Raw genomic sequence first — 19240 nt, forward strand, 5'->3', positions numbered from 1 at the left:
ATGTAATTTCAACTATCTGCGTTTAACACGCAAAAAAGCATAATCTGTATCGGAACAAAAATATCAAAGTATTAATTTCACAAGCTCCCATCCTTTCGTTATGCTGTTGAGTAATGTGAAATTTTTTATGAGAGTTGCTATGTTACCTTTACTTCGTATCTTGTTAATTGAGCAAGATCCAGCCACTTTGCAAGAGCTTTCAACGAACCTAGCAAAAACAATCCCTAATTTTGAGCGCAGTGATGTTGATATCGACATTATTGAGTGCATTGAGCTTAAGCAAGCGTTGAAATGTGTAGAGGAAGATGGCGATATTCAAGCTGTGGTACTTAGCTGGGATGTATTGAATAATGGCGAGCGCACCTATAGCCGTTTTATCGAGCAATTAAAAGGCATACGCCTAGAACTGCCTGTCTATGTTATTGGTGACGATACGAAAGGCTTGGAGATAGTCAACGAGTCAGAAGAAATTGAGTCTTTCTTTTTTAAAGACGAAGTCATCTCAGACCCTGAAGCTATTTTGGGCTATATGATCAATGACTTTGATGACCGTTCAGAAACTCCATTTTGGACCGCCTATCGTCGTTATGTCGGTGAATCAAACGATTCATGGCACACGCCTGGCCACAGTGGCGGTGCTAGCTTTAGAAATTCTCCGTATATTAAAGACTTTTATCAGTTTTATGGCCGGAACGTATTTGTTGGCGACCTATCGGTTTCTGTCGACTCGCTTGGCTCACTGTCTGACAGCACCAACACCATAGGCCGCTCTCAAGAATCAGCTGCGGCGACATTTGAAGTAAAACATACCTACTTTGTTACCAATGGTTCATCGACTTCAAATAAGATTATTTTGCAAACTTTACTGCGTAAAGGCGATAAGGTGATCATCGATCGAAACTGCCATAAATCAGTACATTATGGCATTTTGCAATCGGCTAGTTTACCTATTTACTTATCGAGTATTTTAAACCCTAAATATGGTATCTTCGCGCCCCCTTCACTGGCTGACATCAAGCAGGCGATTGAACAAAATAGCGATGCTAAATTACTGGTTTTAACTGGCTGTACCTACGATGGTCTGCTTAGCGATTTAAAACAAGTAGTGGAATTTGCACATCGGCACGGTATTAAAGTGTTTATCGACGAAGCGTGGTTTGCTTACTCGCTTTTCCACCCGAGCTTACGACACTATTCGGCTATTAATGCTGGCGCAGATTATGTTACCCATTCGGCACATAAAGTGGTTTCAGCGTTCTCTCAGGCGTCTTATATTCATGTTAACGACCCTGATTTCGATGCCGATTTCTTCCGTGAGATCTACAGTATTTACGCAAGTACTTCTCCAAAATATCAACTCATTGCTTCGCTGGATGTATGCCAAAAGCAATTAGAAATGGAAGGTTATAAATTACTGAATGCCCTGCTGAATCACGTTGCAGAGTTTAAGCAGCAAATGGCTTCACTGAAACATATAAAAGTGCTCGATAAGCAAGATTTCATGGATATATTCCCTCACTTTAGTGGCGATAACATGGGTCACGACCCACTGAAGATCCTTATCGATATAAGTGAGTTACCTTATTCATTAAAGGATATTCATAAATTCCTATTAGATGAAATTGGTCTTGAAATCGAAAAGTATACGCACAGCACCATTTTAGTTTTACTGACTCTTGGCGGCACGCGCTCGAAGATCATTCGCCTTTACAATGCGCTGAAGAAACTCGATAGCGGTAAAGTAAAACTCGCCACTTCAATGAGACGCACACGCCTACCAGAGAATCTACCCGCTATAGACTTAGCCTGTATTCCTAGTGATGCGTTTTATGGCGAACGTGAGTCTGTGCCAATCAGTAAAAGTAACAACCGAATTTGTGCCGGATTAGTCACGCCTTATCCTCCTGGTATCCCACTGTTAGTGCCGGGGCAACATATCACTAATGAGCATATCGAATACCTTAAAGAGTTGGCGGGACAAGGTTTGACAATTCAAGGGAGCTTTGATGGCGAAATTTATGTACTAAAAGGTAAAGTGAAAAGCTAAACGTACGTTTAAACCTGAAATACCTCATTGTTATGCAGCAATCCCTATTCATTGCGGCATAACATCACCCTTTTCATAGCAAACACTTTACGCTTTGTCTCAATGCTACTGTGCATGCAATCGAAATAATTTATAATCCATTTTTAATAATTTTGATGTGCAGCGTTGTACCATGCTGCGTTATTGAAATTGTGCGAATTTAAAGACAAGAAAGAGGATGCTTAAAATGCGCTTATTACACACAATGCTTCGCGTTGCTGATTTAGATAAATCAATTGAATTTTATACGCAGGTATTAGGTATGAAAGAGCTGCGCCGTGCAGACAACGAAGAGTACCGCTACACCCTTGCTTTTGTCGGTTATGGTGACGAAAAAGATTCGACTGTGCTTGAGCTTACTTATAACTGGGATACAGACAGCTATGATTTGGGTAATGCATACGGTCATATTGCTATCGAATTTGATGATATTTATAAAGCTTGCGAAGACATTAAAGCTGCTGGCGGTAATGTGAGCCGAGAGCCGGGTCCAGTAAAAGGCGGCACAACTGAAATCGCATTTGTTAAAGACCCTGATGGTTATGCGATTGAGTTAATTCAGAAAAAAGATAACAACACTTTTTGATATATAAATACTGGCTATTTCAGCGATTGCTGAGATAGCCACTTTGCGAGTACTTTTTCTAGTTCAGCAAAATTAATTGGCTTTGCGATATGATCGCTAATACCAACTTTTGCGCTTGTTTCGATGTCGTCTTTCATTGCATTAGCACTGATGGCAATAATCGGCGTATTAAAATCTGCCCTTGCAAGTAAATTTTTGGTCAACCAAGACGGAATTAACTGTTAAACCACTTTGCTCTGCGAACTCACTAAGCAATTGGTTAAAGTGTTCATGTTTCATGGTATGGGCTAGGTTTATCGTTGCTGAATAGCTATCAAACGTCACTATTAGCATCGCCATCCAAAATACTCGCCACACGCTAACATCTACTTAAAAAGAGTGAAATTACCATTTAGTTAAGCACATATGCCGTAAGTTGCCTAGCTTAATCAAGGGTTTTCTTAAACCTAAATGCAGCCACAGCTAAGCCCAAAATAGTAAAGACTGAAAGCCAAATTAAGTCATTACTCATGCTTATTAGGTTAACCTCTTTTAGCACTATCCCTCTTATTAGCCTTAAATAGTGCGTTGCAGGTAAGCATTCTGCAAGCCACTGCGCAACCTTTGGCATGCCTTCATAGGGAAATACAAAACCTGATAATAAAATCGAGGGCAAAAGAATGAAAATTGTCATTTGCATTGCTTGAAGCTGGTTTTTAGCGATGGTCGAAAGCACTAAGCCAAGCACTAGACTGGCGCATATAAAAGCAAAGGTTGCGACAACCAATGCAACTAATCCACCACCAAAAGGAATATGAAACAAGACCTTGCCCATGCCTAAAATAATAAATAACTGAATAAAACCAATAAAGATATAAGGCACTACTTTACCAATCATCAATTCAAGTGAGCTTAAAGGTAAGGTGATTAAAAGCTCCATATTACCTCGCTCTTGCTCTTTAACTATGGCAGCAGAGGTAAACATAATCATCGTCATGGTTAAAATAACAGCAGCTAAACCTGGCACAATATTAACCGCTGAGCGCTGCTCTGGGTTATAAAATAAGGTTGTCTCAAAGGTTGGGTAAGTTCTATTCGCAGGCTTATCAAGAAGCTCTGCAAGGGGCATATTTCGTAGCGATTTTATGCTCGACGCTACCATTGTGTCTGAGCCATCAACTAACCAATGCGCAATTGGCCTGACTAACGACTCATTACTACCATCAGGTAAACCAAAACCAACGGTTGGGTGCTGAGCAAGTCGGTTTGCCACATCATGAGGTATAAACAGCACTGCACGCACTTTAGCACTGGCGATTGCTGTTTGTGCTTGCTCTATACTGTCGTAATAATCTGTCACCTTAACCACATTTGTGGCTGATACTGTTTGTACTAAAATGCGACTGAGCGCAGTTTGACTATGATCGACCACGGCAACAGGGATATCTTTAACGTTGGTGTTAATAGCGTAACCAAATAGAATCAGTTGGATAAGGGGGATCATCACCACCATCGCAAATGTCATTCTATCGCGGCGTAATTGTAATAATTCTTTGCTTACAATTGCTTTTATCCGGCTTAATGAAGTAACAATGCTCATTGTCTACCCTGCCCTGTACAGGTTACAAACACGTCTTCTAGACTTGGACGCACACTATTTACTTGCCATGTATCCTGACAAAATGATTGCTGTTTTATGAACTCAACGGGGTCTTGAACATCTTTTTTTACTAATACTCGCAGCTGTGCACCTAACTGAGTTGCCGAGATAACATGGTCGATTGTTGCGAGTTGTTTTTTTAATTCTCTGGTTTGCGCCCCTGCGATTTCTACTACATGAGCATGCATGTCTGTCATTAATTGCTTTGGTGAGCCATCCGCGCGCTTAATACCTGATTCTAAAATGGCTAAACGATGGCAACGCTCAGCTTCATCCATGTAGTGAGTGGTAACTAATATGGTGGTACCAGCATTACTTAAATCAAACAGTGTTTCCCAAAAGTCACGGCGATTTTGTGGATCGACTGCCGATGTTGGCTCATCAAGAAATAAAATTTTTGGTTTATTAATCACTGCAGCAGCCAATGCTAAGCGCTGTCGTTGTCCCCCACTCATACTTCCGGCCATTTGACTTGCTCTTTGATCAAGGCCGTAGGTGTGAAGTAGTTCGTCTATTCTTTGTTGTTTTTGCTGTTTTTTTAAAGGGTAAAGCGCAGCCATGAATTTGAGGTTTTCAAGCACGGTCAAGTCGCTATAAAGTGAAAACTTTTGCGTCATATAACCAAGTTGTGTTCTGAGCTTTTCAGCATCTTTTGGCAGACTCAAGCCAAGCACATTGATATCACCAGAAGTTGGCTTCAATAACCCGGTAAGCATACGGATTGCAGTCGTTTTACCACAGCCATTTGGGCCTAAAAAGCCATAAATTTGCCCTTGTTCAATGTCTAGATCAAGGTTATCAATCGCTTTTAAATCGCCAAATTGTTTTATCAAACCTTTGGCCTGGATCACCGACTCAGTCATGGCATAACCACTTGAGCAGGTACGCCTGTCGGTAAGTTATTTTCACTTGCGGGTAGTGTTACCTCAGCAAGATACATTAATCGCGCACGTTCTTCCTGATTAAGGGCATAAAAAGGCGTGAACGCAGGCTCTGTGGCAATCCAGGTCAGTTCACCCTGAATATCTTTATCTATGCCATCGACGCGAACCGTAAGTGTCATGCCCTGATTGAGCTTGGCACGATATGGTTCAGGGATATAAACGCGTGCGTAAGGTGCGCTGTCTGCTTGAATAATAACGACAGGGCTGCCTTTAGTAACTCGCTCACCTACGTGCCAAGGTAAATTATCGACCCTGCCAGCACGCATGGCTTTAATTGTCAGATCTGAGAGGTATTTTTGCTGTACTTTTAGTTCTGCTTCTGCCGCCTGAACTTGCGCTTTCGCACTATTAATATCTTCAACGCGAGAACCATTTGTTAACTCATTTAAGTGCTGCTTTGCTGATTCTAAATTAGCAAAAGTCTCATCTCGTGCAGCGGTAGCACTGTCTAAGGTTTCTTGGCTTGCAAGTTTATCTTTAACTAAGGTTTTTGCACGGCGAAAATTAGCTTCGCTTTGTGTATATGCAGCATTGGCTGCTGCTACTTTGGCTGATGCGGCAGCAACTTCTTCGGGACGAGCACCATTCAAAGTTTTTTCAAGAAATGCAGTGGCTTGAGCTAGTTGTGCTTGTGCTTTGCCGACAATCGCTTGCTGAAGTTCGGCATCGAACTTTGCAATCACCTGCCCTTTTTCGACCAACTGGCCTGCTGAAACGGGTAGTTCTATCAGAATTTCGTTAGTCGTTGCAGGATGTATCACACGCTCACGTTCAAGCGTACCCAGCGCCACTCCCTCATTTGAGCCAGAGCAAGCTGCAATGACTAAAGAAATTATTATGAGTACAACACGTTTAGCTAACATTTTAATTTCCTTATGGTTAGCTGATAAGTTGCTAAATACTATAAAGTATTAAAATGATCAGTAAAAGTGATCAATAGGAATTAAAGTTTTAGAAATATATGTAGTCGATATCGTAAAGATATATGGAGAATAAGGAGTATTTATTTGAAAAGGATTTTTTCTACTTGAAATGAGATTACAAAATATAATCTTGATAACTCGTTAACTTACTTAACGTAAGTGGCGCCCCCAAGAGATTCGTACTCTTGATAACGTCGTGAATAGATTGCGCGGTGTTCACCGTCCCACTATACATAACCTACTTGAATAAGTGGCGTCCCCAAGGGGATTCGAACCCCTGTTACCGCCGTGAAAGGGCGGTGTCCTAGGCCTCTAGACGATGGGGACGCAGAAATTGGTTTGCAAATCATTGATTTGCTATTTCTGCGTAAGATGAGACCGAGCCTGCGAGGCGAATGGCCTTAGCTTAAACAGAAAGTTTCTGTGTCACTAGGACAACTGAATAGTTTGACTCGATTCAGACGAGCTTTTAATAACACAACACTTATAGTAAGTGGCGTCCCCAAGAGATTCGTACTCTTGATAACGTCGTGCATAGATTGCGCGGTGTTCACCGCCCCACTACACATAACCTACTTGAATAAGTGGCGTCCCCAAGGGGATTCGAACCCCTGTTACCGCCGTGAAAGGGCGGTGTCCTAGGCCTCTAGACGATGGGGACACAAAATGTGTCACTAGGACAACTGAATAGTTAAACTCGATTCAGACGAGCTTTTAATAACACAACACTTTTAATAAGTGGCGTCCCCAAGGGGATTCGAACCCCTGTTACCGCCGTGAAAGGGCGGTGTCCTAGGCCTCTAGACGATGGGGACACAAAATGTGTCACTAGGACAACTGAATAGTTAAACTCGATTCAGACGAGCTTTTAATAACACAACACTTTTAATAAGTGGCGTCCCCAAGGGGATTCGAACCCCTGTTACCGCCGTGAAAGGGCGGTGTCCTAGGCCTCTAGACGATGGGGACACAAAATGTGTCACTAGGACAAAGTGATAGTTTTACTCATATCGGAGCTAAGGTTACTTAATCAACATGCAAGTACTCGAGACTAGCATATATAACTTCTTGGCAATTGCTCACTTACAAAAGTAAGTGGCGTCCCCAAGGGGATTCGAACCCCTGTTACCGCCGTGAAAGGGCGGTGTCCTAGGCCTCTAGACGATGGGGACGCAGAAAACTGCAACCCTAGGACAAACACTATGCAAATTTGGTGGAGCTATGCGGGATCGAACCGCAGACCTCTTCGCTGCCAGCGAAGCGCTCTCCCAGCTGAGCTATAGCCCCGACTTTGCATACACACTACCAATTAATATTGGCTGTGTATCGCTGAGTGCGGGGCGCATTCTATGCAGCCCCCTAAATAAAGTCAACAGTTTTTTATCTAACTTTATTTAAATGATTTAAATTTCAACAAGCTGACTAAATATCAATCCGTTACGCAGACATTTCGAACAGTATAATAAGGAATTGACTAAATTTTACAATTATCAATACTGATACCGAGATTTAAGTATACATTACGTGATATTAAACATTACAAAAGGTATACATTTATATGCAAATTTAAGTTAGCTAAACTATCGGTTAAATCCCAACGGAGAGCCCCCCGCCCTCTTTGGTTTTAAACACAGCAAAATTGCAGCTATTTAGTTATTCAGTTTTAATATTCAACATAAGTTGTGTTTTAAAAAATGACAAGCATCGTTAAAACAACATCGAGTTCAGTTAAATTAGAGGAAAAAGATTAACGATGACAACGCCACAGATAAGCTCATGAATATAAATTGCATATTTGTTCGCCAAAAAATGCTTAAAAGCCATGTCATTGTTTATAAAAGCTGCATCTAACACATTTTTACTCATTCAAGTGTTGACACATTTACAACTCTATCTATAATAGCGCCCCACAACAACGCAGCAATACGTTGTTTTTAGATATGGGTCGTTAGCTCAGTTGGGAGAGCATCGCCCTTACAAGGCGAGGGTCACTGGTTCAAGTCCAGTACGACCCACCATTATTTAAATAATGGTTTTCATATCTAATTTCTTAATGGGTCGTTAGCTCAGTTGGGAGAGCATCGCCCTTACAAGGCGAGGGTCACTGGTTCAAGTCCAGTACGACCCACCATTTACTTTCTCTTTATAAAGAAAGTTTCGGTGGTCCTTCCATTAAGAAAATATGCTGTATGTAATATGGGTCGTTAGCTCAGTTGGGAGAGCATCGCCCTTACAAGGCGAGGGTCACTGGTTCAAGTCCAGTACGACCCACCATTTTAAAATGGTGTTTCATATTACAAAAATCTAAATGGGTCGTTAGCTCAGTTGGGAGAGCATCGCCCTTACAAGGCGAGGGTCACTGGTTCAAGTCCAGTACGACCCACCATTAAACAAACTTTGATGGTGTTTTCATTTAGATTATTCTTCGCGGGTCGTTAGCTCAGTTGGGAGAGCATCGCCCTTACAAGGCGAGGGTCACTGGTTCAAGTCCAGTACGACCCACCATTTACTTTTAAAGCAAAAGCTAAAAATGGTAGCGAAGAAAAAGATTATATGGGTCGTTAGCTCAGTTGGGAGAGCATCGCCCTTACAAGGCGAGGGTCACTGGTTCAAGTCCAGTACGACCCACCATTTAATCTGAAAAATTTATATGTGGGTCGTTAGCTCAGTTGGGAGAGCATCGCCCTTACAAGGCGAGGGTCACTGGTTCAAGTCCAGTACGACCCACCACATATAAACACTTCATAAATACTTTCTTTAAATCTTCTTTATTTTATTTCTAATTTTCAAAAGCATCGCCACTATTTACAAAACACAGGCTCGATGGTTCAAGTCCAGTACGACCCACCATTTACTTTTTGAAGCAAAGAGCATCGCAACTCTTTACAACGAAAAGGCTCGGTGGTTAAGTTCAGTAAAACCAACCATTTAATCTGAAAAAAATTTATATGTGGGTCGTTAGCTCAGTTGGGAGAGCATCGCCCTTACAAGGCGAGGGTCACTGGTTCAAGTCCAGTACGACCCACCACATATAAAACCTCTTTATTTTATCTCTAGTTTTCAAAAGCATCGCCACTCTTTACAAAACACAGGCTCGATGGTTCAAGTCCAGTACGACCCACCACATATAAAACCTCTTTATTTTATCTCTAGTTTTCAAAAGCATCGCCACTCTTTACAAAACACAGGCTCGATGATTCAAGTCCAGTACGACCCACCACATATAAAACCTCTTTATTTTATCTCTAGTTTTCAAAAGCATCGCCACTTTCTATAAAACACAGGTAAATGGTTTAATTTCCCCCACTGTTCAACAAGCCTAAATACCTAAAAGCTGATCTTTCATACTTCTCGCATTTTCGACAAAGACCTTAGCCAAACTTTTAATAGCAGCAAAAGCTGTAATTTGCCTTGTCAGCAGCTAGACTGTTTATTATAGTCACTGTTAATGTCACTCGGTCGCAAGTCTAATGCCTGCAAAGATTTTTTCGAAAGCCAAAATTTTAATAGTCGAAGAGCAACCACTTGCTCAAAGCTATATGAAACAATCATTAGAGGGGTTGGGGTTTCGTCAGTTACGTTTTGCAGAGCATGCCAACTCAGCAAAAGAGCAGTGCCAAATAGAGCAGTTTGATCTAATTGTTTGCTCTTTTAATCTGAGTAAGCAACAAGATGGCTATCAGCTATATGAAGAGCTGAAAATGAAGCGCCTGATTAAAAACTCCACTGGCTTTATTTTTATTTCTGCTGAAACAAGTGGCTCTCTTGTACACAGTGTCTTAGAGCTGCAACCTGATGATTTCCTTGTTAAACCTTTCACTATCAATGAATTAAAAAATCGTATCGAAAAAGTACTGATGCGAAAAAATAATTTACATCAGGTATATCAACTTATTGATGACGAGAACGATTCAAAAGCAATAAAAAAGATCGACGAATTATTACAAAACAAAAGCCACAGTTTTAGTGCTATTTTACTTAGACTTAAAGGCGATGCCCTACTTCGACTAAAACGTAATGATGAAGCTAAAACCTTTTTTAAATCTGTTCTTGATATTCAAAAGTTCACTTGGGCAAAGGTAGGCTTAGTTGAAGCTTTGATTGCATGTAATGAGCATTCACTTGCACAGCGAATGTTGAAAACGATGTTACAACGCAGTGAAACTCGTTTAGTTGCTCTGGACCTGCTAAGCCGACTAGAAATTAAACTTAATAAGTATGATGAAGCTCAAAAACTAATTAGCCAAGCTGTTGATATTGCACCACGTAACATTAACCGTCAAAAAGCTTTGAGCCATGTATCCTTACTTAATCATGATTATGAAAAGAACTATTTAACACAAAAAGATATTGCGACTTACGCAAAATTCTCTATTCATGATCATCCTGATATTTACCTTAATGCGGCGCGCGCAGGTATCGATTTTGCGCTAACGACTGATCAAAGCGATCAGATAAACCGTATATCTAGGCAGACTAATCAATATTTAAATGATTTAAAAAAGCAATTTCCCAATAGTAATAATCAAACTCAAATTGATGTACTAAATGCTCGATTACATTACTTAAAAGATGAACACCAAAAAGCAAAAGCGCTTATCAATCAACTTGATGAGAGTGATACACAAATTCGTTCTGTTGATGGTGCCCTCGACAAAGCCAAAGCATTCCATGAATTAGGCTTTCATCAAAAAGCGCAAAGGCTGTTTAACCAAATTATTGACCATTGCGAACGTCACCCATCTGTCAGTGATCCTGTTTATTTAAGATATATTCAACAGCAACAAACAGAACGTCGAGATATCAAGTTAGGCCCTAAAGAGCTTAACAACCATGCAGTAACCCAGTTTAATAAAGGACAACTCAATACAGCTCTTGAAGCCTTTACGCAAGCATTTAGGGTTATGCCCAAAAATGCCAGCATCGCACTTAATTTATTACAATGTTTGTTCGATACTAATAATCAAGGCCAGTCTTTTAATTTATCACTTGCTAGAAAATGCTTTACTTTACTTGCTAGCCAAGAGCTCGAATATGAGCAAGCAATACGATTTGAAAAAATTAAAGCACAAGCTGATAAGTTAAATATTAAGTTAACGGAGTAACCGAAAGATGGCACCGCGTTTGTCAAAACTTATCAAGCCTTTTATTACAGCAGCGATTTTTTTTTACAGTGCCAACAGTTTTGCTTCCTCTACACTGCATTACTGGCAACAAGCAAACATAGATTGGCGCAGTGAAGCCGGAAGTCATATAAATATTCTTGCAGACGAACAACCAGCATTCACAGCGTTAAAGCCTTATATTCCATTATTTGAACAACTAACGGGGATCTCGGTTGGCTTTCATGCCTTAGAACAATCACAAATGCGAGCGCGCCGCCATCAAGATTTGAGCGAAGGCTTAGGCTTGTACGATGTATTGCCTATGGGAATTACTTTTTTAGGAGAAGCGCAAAGCCAAGGTTGGATAGAGCCTCTTCAGCCCTATTTAGATAATCCCAAGATAACTGATAAAACATGGTATCAGCTAGACGACATAAGTGATCGAAGCTTAGCACTATGTAAGATCAATGATATTTTGTATTCATTGCCCTTTGATTTTTCGGCGCCAATCTATTTTTACAGAAAAGATCTATTCGAGCGGTTTAACCTTAAAGTACCTGATACTTATGAAGAGCTCTACGCTACAAAGATAAAGTTACAACGCGCTATTGATGCAACACCAGATCTTATTGGAATGCATGCATTTGCGGCGCGCACATTGCCAGGTGCGGGGCTAAACACCTGGACAGTTTTGCCAGTAATGCGTGCATACGGGGCACAAGTTATCGATGAGCAAAATATGTCTGTGTTTAATAGCACTGAAACAGCGCAGAGTCTAAGAGTGTACCGAGATTTAGCGACAGGGTATGGAAATCCTGATAATAGCCGCTTGCTGCACTTTTATGAAATCCGGCGCTTATTTAAACAAGGTAAGCTGGCATCCGCATTTTTAGCTTCCCATTTTTACAATGAAATAGACACAGCTGAAGAGTCTAATATTTGGAATAAATGGGAAGCAGCCCCTTTGCCCAAAGGTCCCATAGCAAGAGAAACCTCCCCTTGGGCATGGGCGTTTGCTATAAATAGCAAGTCCAACAAAAAAACTGCGGCTTGGCTTTTTATTCAATGGGCTACAAGCGAGCAAACGTCATCGCTACTTAGTACTGGCGGCTCCCCTCCCAGAAAAAAAGTGTGGCACGAAAAGTTGTTTACCTTGGTAAATAAACCCGGGTTTAATACTACGATGTTGTGGGTATTTGATCATGCCACAGCTGATCGCCTACAAGCTGGAATGGTAGAGTTCCCTGTCATTGGTGAAATTATCTCGCAAGCATTTAGCCAAATATTCTATGGTGCAGATATAAACCAGACAATTAAAACAACTGATAAAAAAATTAATGAAACAATGCACACATTCAAGTCAAGGAGTGAAAACTAGCAATGAGGATAAGCATTGCCCACAAAATTCTGATGATAATCGGATTCACCATTACCCTCATTTTAGGGGCGAGTACCTCATTGCATGTGATGGAGTTAAAAGAACAAACACTTCTAAACATGAGTGAAAAAGCAGATGCTATTGTGTCCCCTATGCTGTCAGAGATAAAAAAGCTAACGAAAGATAATAGTGTCGGTAGTTGGGTGATGAAAGTTCAAGGTATCTCCTTAAAAAATATTCTAAAGAATAATACATTTGATGATCTCAAAACTATTTACTTTATCGATCAAAATAACTTTATTGCTGCACACCCTGATAACAGTAAGGTTGATACTTTAGAAACTAACCAGCAAATCCTGAAGCAATTGAACCCTGCACTAAACACAATCATTCCATTGGATGAACAGTATGTAGTTTCGGTCCCCATTAATAGTTACCAAAACGAAAATATTGGCTACGTGATTGTTAGTTTTTCAGATACTGACTTAGCTGCAAAGACAAAAGCTATCATCAGCAATGCTGTTTCATTATTTGCGATATACTTACTCACAGCGCTCATCATTGCTTACATCATTATTCGAAGAATCATTTTGCAGCCCATTGAGCAGCTAGTCGAGTTTTCGCATGCAGTGACCACAGGTGATTTAAATTGCCCTATAAATATTAAAAGCCAAGACGAAATTGGTACTCTTGCAAGTGGTTTTAAAATGATGCGTGCTGCAGTTAGGCAACAAATCAATAGTATGCATGAGCAACATAGCTTACTTGAAGAAACCGTTGCTAAACGCACCCAAGAGTATCTTGATGCTAAAGAGCAAGCTGAGCAATCGAATCAAGCTAAGAGCCGCTTTTTAGCTAATATGTCACATGAATTAAGAACACCACTTAATGCCGTATTGGGCTTTAGCCAATTATTACAAGACAGTGAAACTGATAAAAATAAGCGTCGTTATCTAGAAGCTATTTCAATATCGGGTAACTCATTACTTAACGTATTGAACGATATTCTTGATTTATCAAAAGTGGATGCCGGTAAAATGCAACTTGATATTGATCGAGTTGAGATCCCTACCATGTGTCACGAACTCAACATGATGTTCTTACAATTAAGCGCTCAGAAAGATCTTGAGTTACAAGTTACTGCTCATCCTGATCTAACAACACCTGTGCTGCTAGACAGTAATAAACTTCGTCAAGTACTAACAAACTTAATCGGTAATGCTATTAAATTCACCTCGCAAGGTAGTGTAAAAGTGTTTTTTGATTTTAAAGCGCATAATGACAATAGCCATATTGATATTAAAGTACATGTTAAAGACACAGGTAAAGGCATTCCTAGTGATCAACAAGAGCTCATTTTTAATGATTTTGAGCAAGTACAAGGGCAACGTAGCTCTGAGTTTGGTGGCACAGGACTTGGCTTAGCTATTTCATTGCGCTTTATCAAGTTAATGGGTGGAGAGTTATCGGTGATCAGCGAAAAAGATCGAGGCAGTGAATTTATTGTGTCGATACCGAATGTTGAATTAGCCGAATCTAAAAACGAAGTTGAACATCGTAATTACCCTGCTATATCAAGCTATCATTTTAATCCAGCGCGCATTTTGATTGTTGATGATATTCCTTACAACCGGGAATATTTAGAATCCTTCTTATCACGCTGGAGCTTTACGATAGATACAGCTATTAATGGTGAAGATGCTCTAATGAAAATTGAGCAAAACCAACCTGACCTTATCATAATGGATTTAAAAATGCCGGTAATGGGTGGATTAGAGGCAAGCCAGTTAATTCGCAGTGATGATCGTTTTAAACATATTCCAATAATCGCGGTAACGGCTTCAGCGATAAGGGATGATAAGGTGCAATCAAGTATTTTGACTGACTACATTATTAGCAAGCCAATTTACCGTGAGCACCTTATTTTTATCATCGCACAGTATTTAGATTAATCACGTTTTTTCATCGCTATGGCATTCATGCAATAGCGCAGACCACTAGGCGCTGGGCCATCAGGAAATACATGGCCCAAATGCGCGTCACAGACATTGCAAATCGCTTCAATACGCTGCATACCATGGCTAGAGTCAGCTACATAAGCAATGCTTTCAACACTGCTAGGCTGAGTAAATGACGGCCAACCAGTGCCACTGTCGAACTTTTCATCACCATCAAATAATAAATTGTCGCAACAGACGCAGGCATATTGACCAGGTTCAAATATCGTACATGAATCAGAGCTATGCGGACGCTCAGTCCCTTTTAAGCGAGTAACATAGAATGCATCTTGTTCGAGCTCAGCTTGCCACTCAGATGGTGACTTTTCGACTCGACGTGGAGGTGTTGGGTTACCGTTATGGGCAAACTCTAAAATATCTTGCCAAGTTAACATAGTGCTCCCTCATGGTTGAATACAACTATTGCACAGTACATCACAAGCACAGCCAAGAGCAAGTGGCATTAATTCGCTTGTAAACGGATATCTATTTGCGCACGTTCGCGCTCAGAAAGCAGTTGCGATAAATGGCTATTAATTTTGTCACTATTAACACTCAATACTGCTGTGCTTTTTTGTCCGTTGACGTCAGTAATATGGATAATACCTTCACCCACTTCAATCTGCTTAATTTGACCAATTAACACAAACTCAGCCTTGCGTTTAAAATCAAACAGCCCAGAAAGGCTAATGAGTGCTAGCTGATTAACATCGCGTTTTAACAAGTCAGTAATGGGGTTACGCGCTACAAATAGCGGCGTCACTCGATAAATGCTTGATAGTGTTATAAAGCCCCATAACATCACAAACAGTGAAAATGCAGCACTGTGCCAAAGTGGCGTAAATACCCATATAGCGATTAATACGAATGCGATAGTAAATGAGATTTTTGCTAAAAGCTTATTAATTGCCAACATATTGCTGCCCTATTTTTTTGTTATTGGATCTGGCCAATCATTGAAAAAGACAGACAAGTATCTGCTTTTTAATAAATATAACAGTACCCATAACACCAGTACCATTTGGCAAGCTAAGAACAACGAAAACTGATAGTGGCTGTGTGCAGCCTGATAGGTTAACCAACTTAAATCTGTGATTGCACATAGAATTAATGGCCAGCGCATATAACGCCAAATCGACGCAAAACGTTTTGCACTATCTGCGTTTTCTTGTGGCCGGCGCAAGCAAAAGATCACCGCAGGTAATAAAGCAATCGCTGCAATGGCAATAGCGATAAAAAAATCAGCTTTAGATTTAAAGAACAACGACATGATATCTAAATCAGGGCGACGACTCAGCGCCGCCATCAGCCAAATAAAATAACTACGCAAAAGCACAAGTAAGGTTAAGTGGAACGCCACAGGCGTCCGGTAAGTGCCGTGTTTATCCCAGTATTCTGGGCCGTAGCGATTCATATTTGGTTCTTCTTATCAGCAATGATGCCAAGTACCAAAAAGGCTGCTGTAAGTGTAAGCGCCAGCCATTTAACACCGAGTAGCATTAGCAATTTACTTAAAAAAGGCGTCACAAACACCACAAGTAAGCCCATACCAAACCCTGTGACCAGCACAAAGCAAAGCACACGAATAATAAAGTGACGACGCGCCACAAAGCGCTTGGTCACTTTAATAATATCGTTTGCATACAAGGATATAAAACACACCACCAGCAATAATGAAATATTGTAAAGGTGTGGTTGTAGCCAACTGCCGATTGTTAAAGCAACTGACGACAATGCCTGCAATAAACTATCCATTGTGCTCACTTAAAAGCGCAATGAGGTCTGCCTCTGTTAATACATCAATGCCTAAATCTTGTGCTTTGGTTAATTTTGAGCCCGCTTTTTCGCCCGCGATCAGTGCATCTGTTTTCGCCGAAACACTGCCCGACACTTTCGCACCTAACGCTTGTAAACGCGCTTTTGCATCATTACGGTTAAGCTCGCTCAATGTGCCGGTTAGTACGTAGGTTAAACCCGATAATGGCTGTGCATCGGCACTTGGGGCTGTTAGCGCGGGCCAGTTAATACCTTGCTCAATTAGCGCATTAACCACGTCCATATTATGCTCTTCAGTAAAAAAGCCACGAACGTGCTTGGCAACAATTTCACCTACGTCGCTTACTTCAGTTAACGCATCAACACTTGCTTGGGTGATTTTTTCTAGGGTTAAAAAATGGTTTGCTAGGTTTTGCGCTGTTGCTTCACCAACCTCGCGAATACCTAACGAATATAAGAATTTAGCTAATGTTGTTTGCTTAGCTTCTTGCAGCGCGTTAACTAAGTTCTTAGCAGACTTAGGGCCCATTCGCTCAAGTGATTCAAAATGACCTTGTTTAAGGGTAAATAAATCAGCAGGTGTTTTGATAAGCTCACGGTCAACAAGCTGATCAACAATCTTGTCGCCTAGCCCATCAATATCAAGCGCTTTACGTGACGCAAAGTGCTTAATGGCTTGCTTACGCTGCGCTTGGCAAACTAAGCCACCTGTACAACGGGCAACCGCTTCACCCTCAATGCGTTCCACATGTGACTCACAAATTGGGCAAGTAGCAGGGAAAACAATATCTTTGGCGTCTTCAGGACGGCGCTCAAGCACAACTTGTGTAATTTGCGGGATAACATCACCTGCTCGGCGAATAATTACTGTATCGCCAATTTTAACGCCTAAACGGGCAATTTCATCGCCGTTATGAAGCGTTGCGTTAGACACGGTCACGCCTCCCACAAATACCGGCTCTAAACGTGCAACAGGCGTAATTGCGCCAGTACGACCTACCTGAAACTCAACATCAAGTAATTGTGTGATTTCTTCTTGTGCAGGAAATTTAAAGGCAATAGCCCAGCGCGGCGCACGTGCCACAAAGCCTAAACGCTCTTGCAGCTTTTTGTCGTTTACTTTAATTACCACACCGTCAATTTCGTAAGCCAGCTCACTACGACGTGCTAAAATGTCTTGGTAATAATCAAGTGCAGCTTGCTGTCCTTCAACCAGTTTAGTTTCTGGGCAAAGTGGTAAACCCCAATCTGTCAGTTTAGCAAGCTGTTGGTAATGATCTTCTGGTAACTGACCATCCGCAACAAGCCCTGTACTGTATGCGTAAAACATCAGCGGGCGTTTTGCTGTTACTTTAGAATCAAGCTGGCGTAAGCTACCTGCAGCAGCATTGCGCGGGTTTACAAATACTTTCTCGCCACGTTTTTCGGCTTCACTGTTAAGCTTGGCAAACCCGGCACTATCCATAAATACTTCACCGCGCACTTCAAGCTCTGCCGGGAAGTCATCGCCGCGTAACTTAAGCGGCACATTACGTATTGTTTTCACGTTTTGGGTGATGTTTTCACCCACCATGCCATCACCACGGGTAGCTGCTTGCACTAACACACCGTCACGGTAAATAATCGATACCGCAAGGCCATCAAGCTTTGGCTCACAACAAAAAGTTAACTCACTGCTGTTCATTAAACGTTCTTTAATACGGCGATTAAAGGCAGCAAACTCCTCTTCAGAAAACGCATTATCAAGTGACAGCATAGGTACTTGGTGAGTGACTTGCTCAAACTTATCAAGTGCAGCACCACCAACTTTTTGTGATGGCGAGTCAGGGCTTTGAAATTCTGGATTAGCTTGCTCAAGAGCGCTTAATTCACGCATTAAACGGTCATATTCAGCATCAGGAATGCTTGGTGCATCCAGCACATAATAATTATGGTTATGCTCTTCTAACTGGGCTCGAAGTTGGCTAATTTGCTCAAAGATAGGGCTGGACATGAAAACCTCAAAAATCTACATAAAAAAGCCACTTAGACGACTTAACGCCAAGTGGCCTAAAACTTATTATCTGTGCGTGCGATTAAGCTGAGAAGCTGCGAACTTTCTCAACATATTCACGTACGCTTTCAACCGTCATCTCTTCACGGTTGCTATCTAAAATAGTCGCACCAAATTCATCAGCTAGTTTTTTAGCTGCACTGTGCAACATATTAAATGCACTTAAACCGTCGCCATCACATGGTAAGGTCATAAATAAACTGATACCCGCTGTACTAAACTGCTCCATGTTATCGATATCAAACGTACCTGGGTTATACATATTCACTAGACGAAATAACACCGGACCTGTACCAGCAGGGTCTAAATGGCGGTTAAAAAAGCCCTCTTCAGAATACTTAAAGCCTAACATATTAACGGCTGGCAATAGCTGGCTGCCATTCATAACTGCATCTTCAGGCATCTGCAAATGCACAATAATGAAGTCAGTTGGAGCTTGTGCTTCTTGCTCTTCGTCAGTTTCAGTCTGCTCTGCTTCAGGTGATTCTGAAATCTCATCTGAAACAACGGGTTCATCATTATGTTGCGCGGAAAAGCTTAAATCTCCAAACTCAGGCTCGTCACGTTCTTGCGACTGAACTGGAGCAGGCTCTGATATCTCAGAAGTTGTTTCATTCGGTTCGACCCGTTCTTGCGCTGGCGCATCTGGACTGTCCTTTTTACGCACCGACCATAAGCCGTGAATTAATAAACCACCAATGACAAATACACTGATTACGATTAAAGCCCATCTTAATTCTTCGGCCATCCCCT

The 19240-nt window shown here is 41.2% G+C and carries 15 protein-coding genes and 14 tRNA genes; 13 read left to right on the forward strand and 16 right to left on the reverse strand.

Features of this window, described 5'->3' with window-relative positions; all coding sequences use genetic code 11:
- Positions 1–139: 139 nt before the first annotated feature.
- Complete coding sequence (locus tag AAEU31_RS08050; RefSeq protein ID WP_421966943.1) at positions 140–2047, forward strand: aminotransferase class V-fold PLP-dependent enzyme; 1908 nt, start codon at positions 140–142, stop codon at positions 2045–2047.
- 226 nt (positions 2048–2273) lie between these two features.
- A complete protein-coding gene (gene gloA, locus AAEU31_RS08055) occupies positions 2274–2672 on the forward strand; it encodes a lactoylglutathione lyase (protein ID WP_054553771.1) in 399 nt (132 codons plus the stop codon).
- 14 nt (positions 2673–2686) lie between these two features.
- On the opposite strand, the gene AAEU31_RS08060 is transcribed toward gloA, so the two are convergent.
- The 10 genes from AAEU31_RS08060 to AAEU31_RS08105 all read right to left on the reverse strand — a co-directional run bounded on the left by AAEU31_RS08060 (position 2687) and on the right by AAEU31_RS08105 (position 7465).
- Entirely contained in the window at positions 2687–2875 is a 189-nt protein-coding gene (locus AAEU31_RS08060) for a response regulator (protein ID WP_421966944.1), read from the reverse strand.
- A 221-nt stretch (positions 2876–3096) separates the two neighbouring features.
- The gene (locus tag AAEU31_RS08065; protein ID WP_421967028.1) at positions 3097–4245 is read right to left on the reverse strand and encodes an ABC transporter permease; all 1149 of its coding nucleotides are present in this window, start codon (positions 4243–4245) and stop codon (positions 3097–3099) included.
- Positions 4246–4247: 2 nt separating this feature from the next.
- Positions 4248–5174, reverse strand: a complete 927-nt coding sequence (locus AAEU31_RS08070; RefSeq protein WP_135925412.1) for an ABC transporter ATP-binding protein — start codon at positions 5172–5174, stop codon at positions 4248–4250.
- On the reverse strand, positions 5171–6118 hold the full coding sequence (locus tag AAEU31_RS08075) for an HlyD family secretion protein (RefSeq protein ID WP_421966945.1): 948 nt from the start codon (positions 6116–6118) through the stop codon (positions 5171–5173). Before AAEU31_RS08075 ends, AAEU31_RS08070 begins: the two co-directional genes overlap by 4 nt.
- 311 nt (positions 6119–6429) lie before the next feature.
- Positions 6430–6505, reverse strand: a tRNA-Glu gene (locus AAEU31_RS08080).
- Positions 6506–6763: 258 nt separating this feature from the next.
- Positions 6764–6839: transfer RNA gene (locus AAEU31_RS08085), tRNA-Glu, on the reverse strand.
- Positions 6840–6917: 78 nt separating this feature from the next.
- Positions 6918–6993: transfer RNA gene (locus tag AAEU31_RS08090), tRNA-Glu, on the reverse strand.
- 78 nt (positions 6994–7071) lie between these two features.
- Positions 7072–7147, reverse strand: a tRNA-Glu gene (locus AAEU31_RS08095).
- Between the two features lie 127 nt (positions 7148–7274).
- Positions 7275–7350: transfer RNA gene (locus AAEU31_RS08100), tRNA-Glu, on the reverse strand.
- Between the two features lie 39 nt (positions 7351–7389).
- A tRNA-Ala gene (locus AAEU31_RS08105) sits at positions 7390–7465 on the reverse strand.
- A 655-nt stretch (positions 7466–8120) separates the two neighbouring features.
- Between AAEU31_RS08105 and AAEU31_RS08110 the strand changes: the two genes are divergently transcribed.
- From AAEU31_RS08110 to AAEU31_RS08160, 11 genes are all read left to right on the forward strand, one after another.
- Positions 8121–8196: transfer RNA gene (locus tag AAEU31_RS08110), tRNA-Val, on the forward strand.
- 37 nt (positions 8197–8233) lie between these two features.
- Positions 8234–8309, forward strand: a tRNA-Val gene (locus AAEU31_RS08115).
- Positions 8310–8376: 67 nt separating this feature from the next.
- A tRNA-Val gene (locus tag AAEU31_RS08120) sits at positions 8377–8452 on the forward strand.
- A 36-nt stretch (positions 8453–8488) separates the two neighbouring features.
- A tRNA-Val gene (locus AAEU31_RS08125) sits at positions 8489–8564 on the forward strand.
- Between the two features lie 43 nt (positions 8565–8607).
- Positions 8608–8683, forward strand: a tRNA-Val gene (locus tag AAEU31_RS08130).
- 50 nt (positions 8684–8733) lie between these two features.
- Positions 8734–8809, forward strand: a tRNA-Val gene (locus AAEU31_RS08135).
- Positions 8810–8832: 23 nt separating this feature from the next.
- A tRNA-Val gene (locus AAEU31_RS08140) sits at positions 8833–8908 on the forward strand.
- 222 nt (positions 8909–9130) lie between these two features.
- Positions 9131–9206 (forward strand) — tRNA-Val (locus AAEU31_RS08145).
- 442 nt (positions 9207–9648) lie between these two features.
- Positions 9649–11283: a response regulator gene (locus AAEU31_RS08150; protein WP_421966946.1), complete on the forward strand. Its 1635-nt coding sequence runs from the start codon at positions 9649–9651 to the stop codon at positions 11281–11283.
- A gap of 7 nt (positions 11284–11290) precedes the next feature.
- Entirely contained in the window at positions 11291–12661 is a 1371-nt protein-coding gene (locus tag AAEU31_RS08155) for an extracellular solute-binding protein (RefSeq protein ID WP_135925420.1), read from the forward strand.
- 2 nt (positions 12662–12663) lie between these two features.
- A complete protein-coding gene (locus tag AAEU31_RS08160) occupies positions 12664–14613 on the forward strand; it encodes an ATP-binding protein (protein ID WP_135925422.1) in 1950 nt (649 codons plus the stop codon).
- Here the strand turns inward: AAEU31_RS08160 and msrB are convergent.
- The 6 genes from msrB to zipA form a co-directional block, all read right to left on the reverse strand.
- Entirely contained in the window at positions 14610–15053 is a 444-nt protein-coding gene (gene msrB / locus AAEU31_RS08165; RefSeq protein ID WP_138557822.1) for a peptide-methionine (R)-S-oxide reductase MsrB, read from the reverse strand. The two genes, AAEU31_RS08160 and msrB, sit on opposite strands and share 4 nt — an antisense overlap.
- Positions 15054–15121: 68 nt before the next feature.
- Positions 15122–15574, reverse strand: coding sequence for a hypothetical protein (locus AAEU31_RS08170; RefSeq protein ID WP_421966947.1), 453 nt, complete (start codon positions 15572–15574; stop codon positions 15122–15124).
- Between the two features lie 9 nt (positions 15575–15583).
- Positions 15584–16072: a DUF2919 domain-containing protein gene (locus tag AAEU31_RS08175; RefSeq protein ID WP_421966948.1), complete on the reverse strand. Its 489-nt coding sequence runs from the start codon at positions 16070–16072 to the stop codon at positions 15584–15586.
- Positions 16069–16413 (reverse strand): DUF3392 family protein, encoded by a 345-nt coding sequence (locus AAEU31_RS08180; protein WP_138557824.1) that lies wholly within the window; start codon positions 16411–16413, stop codon positions 16069–16071. The genes AAEU31_RS08175 and AAEU31_RS08180 overlap by 4 nt, the downstream gene beginning before the upstream one ends.
- On the reverse strand, positions 16406–18427 hold the full coding sequence (ligA, locus tag AAEU31_RS08185; RefSeq protein WP_421966949.1) for an NAD-dependent DNA ligase LigA: 2022 nt from the start codon (positions 18425–18427) through the stop codon (positions 16406–16408). The genes AAEU31_RS08180 and ligA overlap by 8 nt, the downstream gene beginning before the upstream one ends.
- A gap of 82 nt (positions 18428–18509) precedes the next feature.
- Positions 18510–19235: a cell division protein ZipA gene (zipA, locus tag AAEU31_RS08190; RefSeq protein ID WP_135925435.1), complete on the reverse strand. Its 726-nt coding sequence runs from the start codon at positions 19233–19235 to the stop codon at positions 18510–18512.
- Positions 19236–19240 lie beyond the last annotated feature (5 nt).

Source organism: Pseudoalteromonas thalassia, assembly GCF_049257215.1.
GTDB classification, from domain to species: Bacteria; Pseudomonadota; Gammaproteobacteria; order Enterobacterales; family Alteromonadaceae; genus Pseudoalteromonas; species Pseudoalteromonas lipolytica_C.

Coding starts and splice junctions, on each gene's coding strand:
- AAEU31_RS08050 (WP_421966943.1), top strand. CDS start 140: ATGTTACCTTTACTTCGTATCTTGTTAATTGAGCAAGATCCAGCCACT.
- gloA (WP_054553771.1), top strand. CDS start 2,274: ATGCGCTTATTACACACAATGCTTCGCGTTGCTGATTTAGATAAATCA.
- AAEU31_RS08070 (WP_135925412.1), bottom strand. CDS start 5,174: ATGACTGAGTCGGTGATCCAGGCCAAAGGTTTGATAAAACAATTTGGC.
- AAEU31_RS08075 (WP_421966945.1), bottom strand. CDS start 6,118: ATGTTAGCTAAACGTGTTGTACTCATAATAATTTCTTTAGTCATTGCA.
- AAEU31_RS08150 (WP_421966946.1), top strand. CDS start 9,649: ATGCCTGCAAAGATTTTTTCGAAAGCCAAAATTTTAATAGTCGAAGAG.
- AAEU31_RS08155 (WP_135925420.1), top strand. CDS start 11,291: ATGGCACCGCGTTTGTCAAAACTTATCAAGCCTTTTATTACAGCAGCG.
- AAEU31_RS08160 (WP_135925422.1), top strand. CDS start 12,664: ATGAGGATAAGCATTGCCCACAAAATTCTGATGATAATCGGATTCACC.
- msrB (WP_138557822.1), bottom strand. CDS start 15,053: ATGTTAACTTGGCAAGATATTTTAGAGTTTGCCCATAACGGTAACCCA.
- AAEU31_RS08170 (WP_421966947.1), bottom strand. CDS start 15,574: ATGTTGGCAATTAATAAGCTTTTAGCAAAAATCTCATTTACTATCGCA.
- AAEU31_RS08175 (WP_421966948.1), bottom strand. CDS start 16,072: ATGAATCGCTACGGCCCAGAATACTGGGATAAACACGGCACTTACCGG.
- AAEU31_RS08180 (WP_138557824.1), bottom strand. CDS start 16,413: ATGGATAGTTTATTGCAGGCATTGTCGTCAGTTGCTTTAACAATCGGC.
- ligA (WP_421966949.1), bottom strand. CDS start 18,427: ATGTCCAGCCCTATCTTTGAGCAAATTAGCCAACTTCGAGCCCAGTTA.
- zipA (WP_135925435.1), bottom strand. CDS start 19,235: ATGGCCGAAGAATTAAGATGGGCTTTAATCGTAATCAGTGTATTTGTC.